This window comes from Marinobacter orientalis (assembly GCF_004792665.1).
Taxonomy (GTDB): Bacteria; Pseudomonadota; Gammaproteobacteria; order Pseudomonadales; family Oleiphilaceae; genus Marinobacter; species Marinobacter orientalis.
The window spans coordinates 261,182-276,900 of the sequence record NZ_SRZX01000004.1 but is presented as its reverse complement, the minus strand read 5'-3'; the positions used below and the strand labels follow the sequence as shown (position 1 = coordinate 276,900).

At 57.0% G+C, this 15,719-nt stretch carries 12 protein-coding genes and 1 tRNA gene; 9 read left to right on the top strand and 4 right to left on the bottom strand.

Annotated elements, in window-relative coordinates; genetic code table 11:
• The first annotated feature begins 1 nt into the window (after window position 1).
• The 7 genes from DIT72_RS13300 to pyrF all read left to right on the top strand — a co-directional run bounded on the left by DIT72_RS13300 (window position 2) and on the right by pyrF (window position 7,454).
• The gene (locus DIT72_RS13300; RefSeq protein ID WP_135955726.1) at window positions 2-2,230 is read left to right on the top strand and encodes a bifunctional prephenate dehydrogenase/3-phosphoshikimate 1-carboxyvinyltransferase; all 2,229 of its coding nucleotides are present in this window, start codon (window positions 2-4) and stop codon (window positions 2,228-2,230) included.
• Window positions 2,230-2,910 (top strand): (d)CMP kinase, encoded by a 681-nt coding sequence (gene cmk / locus DIT72_RS13295; protein WP_135955725.1) that lies wholly within the window; start codon window positions 2,230-2,232, stop codon window positions 2,908-2,910. Before DIT72_RS13300 ends, cmk begins: the two co-directional genes overlap by 1 nt.
• Before the next feature lie 131 nt (window positions 2,911-3,041).
• Window positions 3,042-4,736, top strand: coding sequence for a 30S ribosomal protein S1 (gene rpsA / locus DIT72_RS13290; RefSeq protein ID WP_135955724.1), 1,695 nt, complete (start codon window positions 3,042-3,044; stop codon window positions 4,734-4,736).
• Between the two features lie 131 nt (window positions 4,737-4,867).
• A complete protein-coding gene (locus tag DIT72_RS13285; RefSeq protein ID WP_007154691.1) occupies window positions 4,868-5,164 on the top strand; it encodes an integration host factor subunit beta in 297 nt (98 codons plus the stop codon).
• A 71-nt stretch (window positions 5,165-5,235) separates the two neighbouring features.
• Entirely contained in the window at window positions 5,236-5,538 is a 303-nt protein-coding gene (locus DIT72_RS13280) for a LapA family protein (protein ID WP_135955723.1), read from the top strand.
• The gene (gene lapB, locus DIT72_RS13275; protein WP_135955722.1) at window positions 5,538-6,707 is read left to right on the top strand and encodes a lipopolysaccharide assembly protein LapB; all 1,170 of its coding nucleotides are present in this window, start codon (window positions 5,538-5,540) and stop codon (window positions 6,705-6,707) included. Before DIT72_RS13280 ends, lapB begins: the two co-directional genes overlap by 1 nt.
• 33 nt (window positions 6,708-6,740) lie before the next feature.
• A complete protein-coding gene (gene pyrF / locus DIT72_RS13270) occupies window positions 6,741-7,454 on the top strand; it encodes an orotidine-5'-phosphate decarboxylase (RefSeq protein ID WP_135955721.1) in 714 nt (237 codons plus the stop codon).
• A gap of 330 nt (window positions 7,455-7,784) precedes the next feature.
• Here pyrF and DIT72_RS13265 read toward each other — a convergent pair.
• Together DIT72_RS13265 and DIT72_RS13260 are read right to left on the bottom strand one after the other, a co-directional pair.
• Window positions 7,785-7,860, bottom strand: a tRNA-Asn gene (locus DIT72_RS13265).
• A gap of 69 nt (window positions 7,861-7,929) precedes the next feature.
• Window positions 7,930-9,114: a pyridoxal phosphate-dependent aminotransferase gene (locus DIT72_RS13260; RefSeq protein ID WP_135955720.1), complete on the bottom strand. Its 1,185-nt coding sequence runs from the start codon at window positions 9,112-9,114 to the stop codon at window positions 7,930-7,932.
• Window positions 9,115-9,347: 233 nt separating this feature from the next.
• On the opposite strand from DIT72_RS13260, the gene uvrB reads away from it, so the two are divergent.
• On the top strand, window positions 9,348-11,384 hold the full coding sequence (gene uvrB / locus DIT72_RS13255; protein ID WP_228260819.1) for an excinuclease ABC subunit UvrB: 2,037 nt from the start codon (window positions 9,348-9,350) through the stop codon (window positions 11,382-11,384).
• 41 nt (window positions 11,385-11,425) lie between these two features.
• Here the strand turns inward: uvrB and DIT72_RS13250 are convergent, their stop codons facing one another.
• Complete coding sequence (locus DIT72_RS13250; RefSeq protein WP_135955718.1) at window positions 11,426-12,544, bottom strand: GNAT family N-acetyltransferase/peptidase C39 family protein; 1,119 nt, start codon at window positions 12,542-12,544, stop codon at window positions 11,426-11,428.
• Window positions 12,545-12,787: 243 nt separating this feature from the next.
• Between DIT72_RS13250 and DIT72_RS13245 the strand changes: the two genes are divergently transcribed.
• Window positions 12,788-14,287, top strand: a complete 1,500-nt coding sequence (locus DIT72_RS13245) for a RimK family protein (RefSeq protein ID WP_135955717.1) — start codon at window positions 12,788-12,790, stop codon at window positions 14,285-14,287.
• On the opposite strand, the gene DIT72_RS13240 is transcribed toward DIT72_RS13245, so the two are convergent.
• Window positions 14,284-15,462 (bottom strand): cation diffusion facilitator family transporter, encoded by a 1,179-nt coding sequence (locus DIT72_RS13240; protein ID WP_135955716.1) that lies wholly within the window; start codon window positions 15,460-15,462, stop codon window positions 14,284-14,286. The two genes, DIT72_RS13245 and DIT72_RS13240, sit on opposite strands and share 4 nt — an antisense overlap.
• Window positions 15,463-15,719 lie beyond the last annotated feature (257 nt).

Here is a 15,719-nt window from a genome sequence, read left to right as displayed (position 1 = left end):
AGTGTCTGTGGGCCAGCCACTATTCCAGCGTATTGCAGTTATTGGCCTTGGCCTGATAGGCGGTTCGCTGGCGAGGGCGATCCGTGAAAATGCTCTGGCGGTGACAGTCGTTGGAGCAGACAAGCGGGCGGATGAGCTGGCGCTTGGCAAAGAACTGGGCATTATTGATGAGGCTGCGGGTTCGGTCGCCGAGGCGGTGGCCGGCAGTGATCTGGTGGTTTTGGCGGTGCCTGTGAAGGCGACGAGGGCCGTGCTCGAGGAAATCCGGCCACATCTCGGAAATAACGCCGTGTTGACGGATGTTGGCAGTACCAAAACCAGTTTTGTCAGTGACGTGGTTCAGGTGTTTGGCGAACTGCCGGCAAAGGTGATACCGGGCCACCCCATTGCCGGTTCCGAGAAAAGCGGTATCCGGGCTGCCAACCCCGAGCTGTTCGCCGGGCACAAGGTCATCCTGACACCTGCGGATAACGTCAGCCAACCGGATCTGGAGAAGCTCAAAGCGCTCTGGGAAAGTTGCGGCGCCAAAGTGCTTACGATGTCGGTGGCCTACCACGACGAAGTGCTCGCGGCTACAAGCCACCTGCCGCACCTGATTGCCTTCTCGCTGGTAGACACCCTCGCCGGCGAGGACGAGAATCTGGACATATTCCGGTATGCAGCGGGCGGTTTCCGTGACTTTACCCGGATCGCGGCCAGCGACCCGGTGATGTGGCACGATATATTTCTCTCCAACCGCGATGCGGTGCTGCGGGTGATTGACCATTTCACTCACGATCTGGACCAGCTCCGCACCGCGATTGCCGATCAGGACAGTGCAACCCTGCTGCGGGTTTTCAGTCGCGCCAAAGCGGCGCGGGAACATTTTTCGAAAATGCTTTCAGGACAGGCTTACGTGACAAAAAACAGTCAGAAACAGGTAATGTTCCGTCTTCAGCCCGGTGGCCGGATTTCCGGAGAAATCCGCGTGCCGGGCGACAAGTCCATCTCCCATCGCTCCATCATGCTGGGCGCTCTTGCCGATGGCATAACCGAGGTTAAAGGTTTCCTCGAAGGGGAAGACAGCCTTGCCACACTGCAGGCTTTCCGCGATATGGGTGTGACCATTGAGGGTCCGGACGAGGGATTTGTCCGCATTCACGGGGTCGGTATCGATGGCCTGCAGGCACCGCGTGGTCCGCTTTATCTGGGCAATTCCGGAACTGCCATGCGCCTGTTTTCGGGGCTGCTTGCAGCCCAGTCCTTCGACTCCGAGCTGACCGGCGACGAGAGTCTGTCAAAACGCCCCATGGGCCGTGTGGCAGACCCGTTGCGGGCCATGGGTGCGGTAATCGATACGGCTGAGGGTGGCCGACCACCACTGAAGATCCGCGGCGGCCATACGCTGACTGGCATCCACTATGACATGCCGGTGGCCAGCGCCCAGGTGAAGTCGTGCCTGTTGCTTGCGGGGATCTATGCTGAAGGTGTTACCTCTGTGACCGAGCCGGCGCCAACCCGCGATCATACTGAACGGATGCTGGAAGGCTTCGGCTATCATGTCCACCGGGATATGGCGACAGCCAGCGTCACCGGCGGCGGGCGCCTGACCGCAACTGCGATTGATGTACCTGCGGATATTTCTTCGGCAGCGTTTTTCCTGGTTGCGGCCAGTATTGCGCCGGATTCGGAGTTGACCATCCGCCATGTAGGGATGAACCCGACTCGTGTTGGGGTCATCAATATTCTGCGCATGATGGGGGCCAATATTGAGGTCCTTGAAGAGCGGGTGATCGGTGGTGAGCCGGTTGCAGATCTCTGTGTCCGTTCTGCTGACCTCAAGGGGATCGACATTCCGGAGGACCAGGTGCCCCTGGCGATTGACGAATTCCCGGTGCTGTTCATCGCTGCCGTCTGCGCGGAGGGCAGAACCGTGTTGCGCGGAGCGGAGGAGCTTCGCGTCAAGGAAAGCGACCGAATCCAGGTGATGGCCGACGGCCTGACTGCTCTGGGCGTGGAAACCACCGTCACACCCGACGGCATTATCATTGACGGCGGGCAGACCCTGGGCGGTGGCACCGTTAACAGTCACGGCGACCACCGGATTGCGATGGCGTTTTCAGTAGCTTCGCTGCGGGCCAGCGGCAACATTGAAGTGAAAGACTGTGCCAACGTCGCCACCTCGTTCCCGGATTTTGTGGAGCTGGCAAAGCGCACCGGGATCAGGGTTTCGACCGAGGGAGCTGAATAATGGTTGAAAGCAGGGCTCCCGTTATCACGGTGGATGGCCCGGGTGGGTCGGGTAAGGGCACCATCACGCAGATGCTGGCCAGCAGGCTTGGCTGGCATCTGCTTGATAGCGGTGCGCTATATCGTGTCACCGCTCTGGCTGCCGAGTGGCAGGGTGTGTCACTGGACGATGAGCCTGCACTGGTGGAACTTGCAGCAAACCTGGATGTGGCATTCGAACCGACCCCGCCGGGCGAACCTGCAAAGGTGTTAATGGGTGGCACCGATGTGACCGCAGATATACGTACCGAAATCTGTGGCGATAATGCCTCGAAAGTAGCCGTAATGCAGCCTGTCCGCGATGCACTGCTGCAGCGCCAGCGTGACTTCCGCAAGCCTCCGGGGCTGGTGGCAGACGGCCGTGACATGGGTACAGTAGTGTTTCCGGAGGCACCGGTGAAGATCTTTTTGACCGCCAGTGCCGAAGAGCGTGCGCAAAGACGTCACAGCCAGTTGAAGGAGGCGGGGGTCGATGTTAATATTGATTCCCTTTTAGAGGAAATACGGGTGCGCGATGAGCGGGACATGAACCGCGCCGCCGCCCCGCTCAAGCCTGCGGATGATGCGCAAGTCATTGATTCGACAGGTTTGAGTATAGAAGAGGTGCTAGTCAGGGTTATGGCCGCAGCAGGTCAGGCCTGACTACACCTTTTTGTCGTTGAAATTCCGGATTCGGCGTTATCGGCCAGCCACTGGCTGGATCCGGACTGAAACTAACAGACCGTGTTGCTGGTAGCACGGAGTAAACTTGCGTTGATCACATAGGACACATAATGAGCGAGAGCTTTGCGGATCTTTTTGAAGAAAGCCTAAAAGACATTGACATGCAACCGGGTTCCATCGTCCAGGGGACCGTAGTTGACGTCGATAATGACTGGGTCACCGTTAACGCCGGGCTGAAGTCCGAAGGCGTTATCCCCGCCTCCCAGTTCCTTAACGAAAAAGGCGAGTTGGAAGTTGCTATTGGCGACGTTGTTGACGTAGCTCTCGACGCTGTTGAAGACGGCTTCGGCGAAACCCGTCTGTCGCGCGAGAAAGCCAAGCGTGCAGAAGCCTGGAAGGTACTCGAGAAGTCCTTCGAAGCGGAAGAAGTGGTTAAAGGTGTTATCAACGGCAAGGTCAAGGGCGGTTTCACCGTCGATCTGGCTGGCATCCGCGCCTTCCTGCCTGGCTCTCTGGTAGATGTTCGTCCGGTTCGCGATACCGCGCACCTGGAGAACAAGGAACTCGAATTCAAGGTTATCAAGCTGGACCAGAAGCGTAACAACGTGGTTGTTTCCCGCCGCGCCGTTCTGGAAGCTGAAAACAGTGCGGAGCGTGAAGCTCTGCTGGAAACCCTGACCGAGGGTATGGAAATCAAGGGTATCGTCAAGAACCTGACCGACTACGGCGCGTTCGTGGATCTGGGTGGTGTTGACGGCCTGTTGCACATTACCGATATGGCCTGGAAGCGCATCAAGCATCCGAGCGAAATCGTCAATGTGGGCGATGAGATCACTGTCAAGGTACTGAAGTTCGACCGTGAGCGTAACCGTGTATCTCTGGGTCTGAAGCAGCTGGGTGAAGATCCCTGGGTCGATATCAAGGGCCGTTATCCGGAAGGCACCAAGGTTACTGCACGCGTAACCAATCTGACAGACTACGGCTGTTTTGCCGAGCTGGAGGAAGGTGTTGAAGGTCTGGTTCACGTGTCTGAAATGGACTGGACCAACAAGAACATCCATCCATCGAAAGTCGTTCAGGTGGGCGACGAAGTGGAAGTGATGATTCTGGATATCGACGAAGAGCGCCGTCGTATTTCCCTGGGTATCAAGCAGTGTGTGTCCAATCCCTGGGAAGACTTCTCCAGCAGGTTCAACAAGGGCGACCGTATTTCCGGCAAGATCAAGTCGATCACCGACTTTGGCATCTTCATCGGTCTGGACGGTGGCATTGATGGCCTGGTTCACCTGTCAGACATCAGCTGGAACGAGACCGGCGAAGAAGCCGTCCGTGAATACAAGAAGGGCGATGAAGTTGAAACCGTCATCCTGTCTGTTGATCCCGAGCGTGAGCGTATCTCTCTGGGCATCAAGCAGCTCGAAAGCGATCCGTTCGCCGAGTTTGTACAGCTGAATGACAAGGGCTCCATTGTCAAGGGCACGGTGTCCGCTGTTGATGCCAAAGCAGCTACCGTTACCCTGAACGACGAAGTTGAAGCTGTTCTGAAAGCCTCTGAAATAAGCCGCGACCGTGTTGAAGACGCACGCAATGCGTTGAACGAAGGCGATGAAGTAGAAGCGAAGATCATCAGCATTGACCGCAAAAACCGCGTCATCAACCTGTCCGTGAAGTCCAAGGACGTTGAAGACGACAAGCAGGCGCTGGAAGGCGTCCGCGCGAAGACAGCTGAATCTTCCTCTGGTGCGACCACCATCGGTGACCTCATCAAGGAACAGATGCAGCAGCAAAACGCCAACAAGGAATAGTTTTCCGGTTGGTATGAAAAAAACGGGCTCTAAGAGCCCGTTTTTTTTGTGTTTTTTTCTGGTTTGGCTAAACTGGTGACGAGGAGCTGGTAATCGGCTATCCAATAATAATGTGAAGAGGGATGAGCCCAATGACGAAATCTGAACTGGTAGAGCTGATTGCGTCCAAGCAGACGCAGCTTTCAGTGAAGGATGTGGAACTGGCTGTGAAAACCATCATAGAGCATATGTCCCAATCACTGGCGGATGGCCAGCGAATCGAAATCCGTGGTTTTGGCAGTTTTTCACTGCACCATCGGGCAGCCAGAACCGGGCGGAATCCCAAAACCGGTGAAGCTGTGCAGTTACCCGCTAAGTTTGTTCCGCACTTCAAGCCAGGGAAGGAATTGCGGGAACAGGTTAACGATAGCCTGAAAAAGGGTTTTTGATTACCCTTACAGGGAAAGATTTTAACCAGGTCCTGACTGAAACAGTCAGGACCACCAGGAGTGTTGCGACTATGGCCGGATTACAGAAGATCCTTATCATTCTGCTGGTGTTGTTTCTGGTTCTGGTGGCACTCGTTTTCTCCCTTAATAATCAAATGGCCGTGTCCCTCAATTTCCTGCTTTTCGAGACTCAGCCCCACGGTGTTGCCGTATGGATTATTATGTCCTTTGTGATCGGCGCTCTGATCGGCGTTCTGATTACCATGCTTGCCACCGTTCGCACATCAGTTTCCCGCCGTAACCTCGAGAAACGACTTGCTCGAACAGAGCAGGCATTGGAGAAATGCAGGGCCCAGAACGACCGGACGCTTTAATGGATATAGTGCTTCAGTGGCTGTTGTTGACAGTTGCGGTAGCTGCAGGCTGGTTTGTCGGGCGGATGAGCAACAAGGGAGAGGGGTCCAAAACACCCATCTCGGATGAAGAATCGGTCAAAGACCGCATGCAATTCCTGTTCACCAACTATTCCGACCAGGCGGTAGAGAACTTTGTGCAATCCCTGGCCGTCAACAAGGAAACGGTTGGTTTGCATCTGTCTATTGGTGCCCATTTCCGCCACAAGGGTGAGACCGATCGCGCCATCCTGATTCACCAGAACCTGCTGGCTCGTCCGGAACTGCCACCTCGTTACTCCCAGCAGGTGACCTACGAACTCGCCATCGATTATATGTATGCGGGCCTGCTGGACCGGGCCGAAGCCTTGTTCCAGCAACTGATGGGCGACAGGGAATACGGCCGTAAGGCGTCACTGCAGCTGATTGAGCTGTACCAGCAGGAAAAGGAGTGGGGCAAGGCCGCCCAGGTAGCCCAGACTTTGACGGCCGGCGATCACGACCCGGCCATGTTCAAGATGCTGGCCTACATCACCTGTGAGCTGGCTGAGGATGCCCTTAAGCAGGACGATCGCTGGACGGCTCAGAAGCTGGCCAGGGAAGCGCTCGAGTACGACAGTTCCTGTGTCAGGGCGACATTTATCATGATGAAGCTTCTTGTCCGTCAGGGGAGTTACAAGGATGCGGCCAATCAGAGCCTGAAAGTCTTTGATCAGAATCCCGAGTTTGGCTCTGAGGCGGTGGACCGATTAATGAAGCTTGAGCGGGAACACGGTGATGTCGGGCGCCTCGCCAAAAAGCTCGGGAAATTCTACGAAACCTGGCCCAGCACCAGCCTTCTGCTGGCGCTGGTGGAGTCTGTTGAACGCACTTCGGGCAGAATGGCCGCCATCGAGCTGCTGCGTCGCGAGCTGGAGGTCCGTCCCAGTGTGCGGGGCTTGCTGCGGCTGGTGGAACTGGCAGGCTACGAAAAAGGCATGACCACCGATGAAGGCCGCCTGGTCAGCCGCATTGGCCATCTGATACTGGCGAATCGGCCCGTTTACCGCTGCGTGAACTGTGGCTTCTCCGGGCAGCAGCTGCACTGGTTGTGCCCCAGTTGCAAGCAGTGGGAAACCGTTCGCCCGATACAGGGTGTGGAAGCTGAATAATCCGATGACACGACATTCTGCAGGAAACTGACTGTGCAAAGCCCCGATAACCCCCAAATCATTGTTGCCCTCGATTTTCCGTCAGACCAGCCTGCGCTGGCACTGGTCGACCAGCTTGATCCGGCTAAATGCCGCCTGAAAGTGGGCAAGGAACTCTTCACCCTCTCTGGTCCCGGACTGGTCAGGGAACTTCACGGCCGCGGTTTCGAGGTGTTTCTGGATCTGAAGTTCCATGACATTCCCAATACCACATCTGCTGCGGTTGCCGCGGCTGCTGACCTGGGGGTATGGATGGTCAATGTGCATGCTTCCGGTGGCGAAAAAATGATGACCGCCTGTCGCGATCGCCTGGAGAGTTTCGGCAAGGACCGGCCGTTGCTGATTGCGGTCACAGTGCTGACCAGTATGGACTCAAAAGAGCTCGCCGGTATCGGCATCACGGACTCCCCCGAAGCCCAGGTCTCCCGCCTGGCAACCCTGACCCGTAGCTGCGGCCTGGACGGTGTTGTCTGCTCGGCGCAGGAGGCTCCAACGTTAAAAATGGAGCAGGGTGGTGATTTCAGGCTGGTCACCCCTGGTATCCGCCCCTTGTCTGCCGACAAAGACGACCAGCAGCGCATCATGACCCCCACCGATGCCATCAAAGCCGGTTCAGACTATCTGGTTATCGGCCGCCCCATTACCCAGGCTGCTGATCCTCTGGCGGCGTTGGAGGCTATTCATGATGAGGTGTTATCCATCAGGTAACACCAAATGTAGGTCGGATTAGCGCAGCGTAATCCGACAGCATACCTGAAGCTCCGCCGCCAGCCTTCCAATGTGCTGCTACGGCGCGGCGCCCCTTCCCTCCCAAAAAACGCTACAAGCACATCCATGTGCGCTTGAGCTCCGCCATCCATGGCTCCGCACATTTTTGGGAGGGAAGGTGCGCCGCGCCTGTTTGGTCAGCGTTGATATCGCAACAATTGTCGGATTACGCTGCGCTAATCCGACCTACTGGTGTTGCAGGCGGATGAAGAGGTTGAGCTGAAACGAAAAAAGCCGCCAATCCAGAGGACTAGCGGCTTTTCGGAATAGTGGCTCCCCGAGCTGGGCTCGAACCAGCGACAAACGGATTAACAGTCCGTTGCTCTACCAACTGAGCTATCGGGGAACGTCGTCATGTGACGAGGCGCGTATATTAAGGTTACCCCAACGCCTCGTCAACCCCTTACCGGAAATTTTAGCCGAGGGCCTTCTTGAGGCGCTCAATGGCCTGCTTCAGGGTATCCAGACCGGTGGCAAAACTCAGGCGCATATGTCCCGGTGCGCCGAAGGCGGAACCTGGAACCAGGGCAACGCCGGCCTCCTTCAACAGCTTTTCGGCAAACTCCACATCGTTGCTGACATCAGCGTCTGTATCGATGGCACCCTGGAAGCTCGGGAACACGTAGAAAGTGCCGTCGCCCCGCAGGCACTCGACGCCGGGCAGAGCATTCAGGGCCTCCACCAGGTAGTCGTGGCGTTCCTTGAAGGCGGTAACCATCTCCTGCACGCAATCCTGGGGGCCGTCCAGGGCTGCCGCTGCGGCCGCCTGGGAAATGGATGCCGGATTGGAGGTGCTCTGGGACTGTATCTTCTTCATGGCACCGATGATTTCTGCCGGGCCCGCGGCATAGCCGATGCGCCAGCCAGTCATGGAGTAGGCTTTGGAAACGCCGTTCAATACGAAAGTGCGGTCATACAGCTCCGGTGTGGCGTTCAGGATGTTGCAGAACGGCTGACCAGTCCACAGGATAGGCTCGTACATGTCGTCGGTGGCGATCATGATCTGCGGATACTTTTTCAGCACTTCGCCGATCGCCTTCAGTTCGTCCAGGCTGTAGGCCATGCCGCTGGGGTTGGACGGACTGTTGATCACAAACAGGCGTGTGCGCTCGGTGATGGCGTTTTCCAGTTGTTCCGGAGTGATCTTGAAACGGGTTTCGGCGGTAGTTTCGATGATTACCGGTTTACCTTCAGCCACCAGAACCATATCGGGGTAGGAGACCCAGTAGGGAGCCGGGATAATGGCTTCGTCGCCTTTGTTCAGGGTAGCCAGGGCAAGGTTGAAAAAGCTCTGTTTGCCACCACTTGATACCAGGATCTGGTTGGCTTCGTAATCCAGCCCGTTGTCCCGTTTGAACTTCGCTATGATCGCCTTCTTGAGGGCGGGCGTACCATCAACGGAGGTGTATTTGGTCTGGCCATTATTGATGGCTTCAATAGCCGCCTGCTTGATGTGATCCGGCGTGTCGAAGTCCGGCTCGCCGGCACCAAGGCCAATGATATCCTGGCCGGCAGCGCGTAATTCTGCTGCCTTGTTGGTAACTGCGAGGGTGGGAGAGGGCTTGATTGCCTGTACTCGGCTGGAAAGTTGAAGGTCCAAACTTGCGCTCCTTAAAGCTGCATCTGATAGGGCTACGGCGCCTGAGAGGTAGTGGATTACACCATGTTCAGGCCGCGTTGAATGGTACAGATGGTACCATGAAGCCTGCGTAACGATAAGTTTCTCTGCAGTTTGCAGGTTCTGACATTTACTGAGCAGCCCGCTTTGTAACCCAAATCTGATTGAACGGAGGATGTCTCCCGACCATGGCCACTTCAGTAACCGGCGCGCTGATGAAAGACGGTGCTTTCAAGGTGGATTCCCCATTTCAGCCAGCGGGTGATCAGCCCAAAGCCATTGCAGGACTTGTGGATGGTATCCACTCAGGTCTGGCGCACCAGACACTTCTTGGTGTGACCGGCTCGGGCAAGACATTCACTATTGCCAACGTGATCCAGCAGGTGCAGCGGCCAACCATTATCATGGCTCATAACAAGACCCTGGCAGCCCAGTTGTACGGGGAGTTCCGGGAATTCTTTCCGGACAATGCTGTTGAGTACTTCGTTTCCTATTACGATTATTACCAGCCGGAAGCCTATGTGCCGTCGTCCGACACGTTCATCGAAAAAGACGCGTCCATCAACGAACACATAGAGCAGATGCGCCTGTCCGCCACGAAAGCTCTGCTGGAACGGCCGGACGCCATTATCGTGGCAACGGTATCGTCTATTTATGGCCTGGGTGATCCCCAGTCCTACCTCAAGATGATGCTGCACCTGGACCGTGGTGACCAGATCGACCAGCGCTACATCCTGCGGCGGCTGGCTGAACTGCAATACACGCGCAATGACATCGAATTCCACCGTGCCAACTACCGGGTGCGTGGTGATGTGATCGACGTGTTCCCGGCGGAATCTGAAAAAGAAGCCATCCGTATCGAACTGTTCGATGACGAAGTGGAGAACCTCAGTTACTTTGACCCCCTGACCGGCGAGGTTCTGCGTCGGGTACCACGGGTAACCATCTATCCCAAGTCCCACTATGTTACGCCGAGACAGACGGTGCTGGATGCGGTGGAACATATCAAGGTGGAGCTGGACGTGCGTCTGCAACAACTGCGTGACAACAATCGTCTGGTGGAAGCCCAGCGGCTGGAAGAACGTACCCGCTACGACATCGAGATGATGCTGGAGCTGGGTTACTGCAATGGCATCGAAAATTACTCGCGCTACCTCTCAGGTCGCCGGCCGGGTGAGGCGCCGCCAACGCTGTTTGATTACCTGCCACCCAACGCACTGCTGGTGGTGGATGAATCCCATGCCACCATTCCCCAGATCGGTGCCATGTACAAGGGCGACCGCTCCCGCAAGGAAACCCTGGTGGAGTACGGCTTCCGGCTGCCCTCGGCACTGGATAACCGGCCCATGCGGTTTGATGAGTGGGAGCGGATTGCGCCGCAGATGCTGTTCGTATCCGCCACGCCCGGCAACTATGAAGCCGAGCATTCGGGGCAGGTGGTTGAACAGGTGGTCCGCCCGACCGGTCTGCTGGATCCGGAAATCGAGGTCCGCCCCGCGTCTACCCAGGTGGACGACCTGCTCTCGGAAATCCGCCTGCGCTCCAATGTCAACGAACGGGTGCTGGTGACCACGCTCACCAAGCGCATGGCCGAGGATCTCACCGACTTCCTGATGGAACACGACATCCGCGTGCGTTATTTGCACTCGGACATCGACACCGTGGAGCGCGTGGAAATCATCCGCGACCTGCGCCGGGGCGAGTTCGACGTGCTGGTGGGTATCAACCTGCTGCGCGAAGGCCTGGATATGCCGGAAGTGTCACTGGTTACTATCCTCGATGCCGACAAGGAAGGTTTCCTGCGTTCCGAGCGCTCCCTGATCCAGACCATAGGCCGCGCCGCCCGTAACCTTCACGGCAAGGCGATTCTCTATGGCGACCGGATCACCGGTTCCATGCAGCGGGCCATCGATGAAACCGAACGCCGCCGCGCGAAGCAGGCAGCCCACAATGAGGCCCATGGCATTACACCCCAGGGCCTGAACAAGAAGATTGCGGACATCATGGAAGGTGCCGGTGGCGGCAGTGGGCGCGGTCGGCACAAGGCTGAACGTCCCGGTGAGAAGGCTGCCGAGGAGGCGGAAAGATACCGGGCGAAGACTGGTAACCGCTCTCCGGAGGAGATCCTCAAGGAGATCACCCGCCTGGAAGACGACATGTACAAGGCCGCTGCCGATCTGGATTTCGAGACGGCTGCGCGCTTGCGGGATGATATTTCCGAGCTGAAAGAGGCGGCTTTGCGGACTGGCTAGTGATTTGTCGGATTAGCGCAGCGTAATCCGACAACCAGTGCTCAGCCCCCACGCTTCGGCCCAATAATAACAGCAGCCTGCAAAGGCTGGTTCTTGCCATAGCGGGACATGCGGTCGAACACGCGACGGTCTACCGGCAGGTACTGTTTGTCGGAGACGGTTTCGCCGATGTCCGTGTCGATCTCGGGATCATGCAGGTACACAAACTGGTCATCAATGGCACATACGGTTACCCAGTGGGGAACGCGGCTGCGGTTCAGCTGCCAGGTGCTGATCAGGATCACCGGAATCCGGCCGTCGTGGAGGGCGGCCTGCATGCCGTCCAGGGTGAGTGGATCATGGTGAAGCTCGATGCCGGTCTGGCCGATGTCGTGGATGAACCCTTCATGCACCAGTTCCAGCACCCGCTTTTTGTCGTCGTTGCGGACCGTATCCTTGAACAGTGCCCCTTCCTTGCTGATATAGGCACTGGCATGAAACCCCCGATGCCAGGCAGCCAATGCCAGGCCGTGGGGGCCGCAGCCGCCGTGGCCGGCGAGCATGAAGATGGTGGTGGCTTCCCGCCACAGCTTCAGCTCTTCCAGGGTAGTCATCGGCTGCTGTTCGTCGAGTGCCGCCATAGCCATGATCAGCGCTGCCGGACCGCAGGAGAACTCCGTGGTCTGGGGATAATAGGGCACTGCCGGAAATTCCTGCGAAGGCGCGTAGAACAGGATGCGGCGTTCGAAGCGCAGCGCGGTGCCGTGGTCTTCGTAGTAGTCGCGATAGGTACCGAACTGACGATAGCCCAGGCGACGGTAGAGGCGGATAGCGGGCGTGTTGTCTTCCCGTACTTCCAGTCTCATCACGATCCGGCCGGCTTCCACCGCAGCGGCTTCGGCTTCGCGAACCAGTTGCTCACCGATGTTGCGGCCACGTTCATCGGGCGACACCGCAATGGAATAGATTCGCGCCAGCCTGGTGGCGGCACTCATCAGCACCAGGCAGTAGCCCACCAGCATCTCGCCGTCCACGGCGACAATCAACCGGTCTCTGGGCACGTCCAGAAAACGGCGAAAGCTACGACGGGAAATCCGGTCATCGCTGAAGCAACGGTTTTCCAGTTTTACCAGAGCGTCCAGGTCATCGCCGGTGGCGTGACGAAATTGCAGTGAGGTCATAGTGTCAGGGCTCTGGATAACGCAAAAGTAAGGGCCGGGTCGGCTCCGGCTTCGGCGGCTATTATGAGTGAGAGCCGACATTGCCGGTAGCGCGCAATTATGCGTAAAAGCACGCATTTCCCGCCAATTGTAGGCCAACACTTTCCGGCGTATTGTTGCGCCATTGTACAGGCCCCGGCTGATACGTGGTTGCCCTGTGTACCTTCCGCTATCCGGCACTGCCCTCATGGAGGAATGCCTCTGATGTCACGTTTGTTGATTGTCGTCGATCGGGCCAGGGACTGGGCGCCGTATTATCCCAGTGAAGACGTGCTCACCTTCGACCAGTATTTGCAGTTCACGACGCCTGGGTCCAGCCGGGTGCGGGTGATTAACCTGTGCCAGAGTGCCCGCTATCTCAGCCGCGGCTATTACTGCTCGCTACTGGCGGAAGCCCGTGGCCACCATGTGGTGCCGTCGGTGATGACCCTGAACGATCTCAGCCGCAAGGGGCTGTTCTCCCTGCAGCTGGATGAGCTGGATGCCAGTGTTATTAACTGGCTCGAGGCGTCAGGGTCTGAAATTGATCCGGTGGCTGACGAAAAGCACGCGACCCATGAAGTGCGCATCCGCACCTATTTTGGCCAGGCTGAACATGCGGACCTCAAACCGGTCGCACGTGCGCTGTTCGACCGCTTTCCATGCCCGATCCTGGAAGTGATTTTCCGCCGCGGAAAAACCTGGCAGATTGCATCCATGAAGCCGGGTTGTCCGGCTGACCTCAGAGGCAAGGAGCAGGACGACTTCGCGGCAGCGCTTGATCGCTTCAGCAGTATGGTCTGGCGCAAACCCCGTACACGCCGCCGGTACCGGTTTGATCTGGCGATGCTGGTCAACCCCGAAGAGGAAATGCCGCCCAGTGACAGGGAGGCACTGAATAAATTCGAGAAGGCCGGCCGCAAACTGGGTATCAACGTCGAACAGATCAGCCGCCGGGACTACATGCGGCTGCCGGAATACGATGGTCTGTTTATTCGCGAGACCACGGCCATCGATCACCATACCTACCGCTTCGCCCGAAAGGCCGAAGCCGAGGGTATGGTGGTAATTGATGATCCGGTGTCTATTCTTCGCTGCACCAACAAGGTCTATCTGGCGGATCTGTTGAAAAACAACAGGATTCCGACGCCGAAAACGCTGATCCTGTCGAAGGACCAGAAAGACAGCGCAGAGCAGGTCATGGGTGAACTGGGCTTTCCTGCGGTTATCAAGATTCCGGACGGCGCTTTCTCCAGAGGCGTCACCAAACCAGAGGATGAAAAGTCCCTGCGGTCCGGGCTGAAGGAGCTTTTCAGGCAGTCTGCCCTGGTGTTGGCCCAGGAATATCTGTATACCGATTACGACTGGCGCATCGGCGTTCTCGGCGGCAGGGCTATCTATGCCTGCAAATACTTTATGGTGCAGGGCCACTGGCAGATCTATCAGCATGGCGGTACAGAGGTGGACAGCGGCGGTTTCGAAACCATGCCCACCTACGAGGTACCAAGGAACGTCATCCAGGCTGCACTGAACGCAACCCGGCTGATCGGTAACGGGCTTTACGGCGTGGACATAAAACAGTCCGGCAACCGGGTGGCAGTCATCGAGGTGAATGACAACCCCAGCATCGACGCCGGGGTGGAAGACCGTTTCCTGGGGGGCGAGCTGTACACACTGATCATGCAGGAATTCCTGTCCCGCATGGAGGATAATCGCCGCCGTTAGACCGCTGGCTCGTTATCCGTGTGGGCGTGCCAGATTCGCAGGCTGCCAAACCAGGGATAATGTGCCAGCTCGCGGCTGATTTTCTGGGCATCCGGAAGCGGTTCGGATTCGGGAATCTCCATGAACAGTTCCATGTGAACCCTGTTGCGCAGGTAATGGAGCCTGAGCCTGCTGTTTGGCGGCAGTCTGTCAATATGCCCGTTTAACTTCTCACGGATTTCCTCGCGGCTGGGAAGTTGTTCCGAGGTCTGGGGCTGGTCTTCATCGTTCTCGGCATCAATATGGAAATTGATATCGATGATATTGTCCAGTTGCTCACGCATTGCAGAAACTACCTGCATGCCGAGCTGATGCCCCTCGGAAACGCTGATCTCAGGCCGCACCACCAGGTGTATATCCAGCATTATGTCGTGACCCATGCGGCGGCTACGGAGCTCGTGAACGTTACGCACACCGTCGATGTCCATGGCCACCTGCTTCAGCAGATCGGTGTCCTCCGGAGACAGCCCCGTATCCACCAGTTCCTTGACACTGTCCCAGGTAAATCTCCAGCCAATGTGAATAATGATGACGGAAATGACGACAGCCGCCAGGATGTCCAGCCAGACGTAGCCGAGCATGGCGCCGACAGTGGAGAACAGCACGATCACTGAAGAAAATGCGTCGGTACGGCTGTGCCAGGCATTGGCAATGATCAGGTCGGAGCGAATCCGGATGCCTACATGGCGGGTGTAGCGGTAAATCCATTCCTTACTGCCAACAGATATGGCGGCGGCAACAAGAACCGGCCACTCCGGCAGGTCAACGGCGCCTTCTCCCAGAAGTCTGAGGGTGTTGTCCCACGCCAGGACGGCGCCGACCGCAATCAGGAAGCTGCCCAGCACCATGGTGCCCATGGTTTCAATACGCTGATGGCCATAGGGATGGTCGGCATCAGGACCCTGGCGGGATACACGCATGACCCCCAGAACTACCACGTCCGATGCGACATCAGTGAATGAGTGAATGCCATCCACCAACAGGGCCTGAGAATGGAACAGCGTACCACCAATCACCTTGATAACGCCCAGGAAGGCATCCAGCAGCATGCCGATTACTGTGACTCTGGAAGCCGCCCTGCGCTCTTCAGGCAGGTTTTGCCGAGGCTGTACGGACGGTTTCTGGTGGTCTTTCATTATTTTGCTCCGGAGGCTGGGAAAGCCAGTATAACGGTTTTTCGGGCGAGCTCAGGAAAATGCCATCCGGGCCGCAACCTGGATGATTTATGCACATGGACGAGGAATAGCTTCAAGCCTACATCTCCTGTCTTCTGTGCTTTCTTCCAAGATAAAAATCAGTTTAAGTAATTGATATGTAAGCATAAATAAACTGATCAAAAATTGATCAATCTGTAGACTGGCGCGGATTACAAGGGTTCAACGGCGTTGCCCCG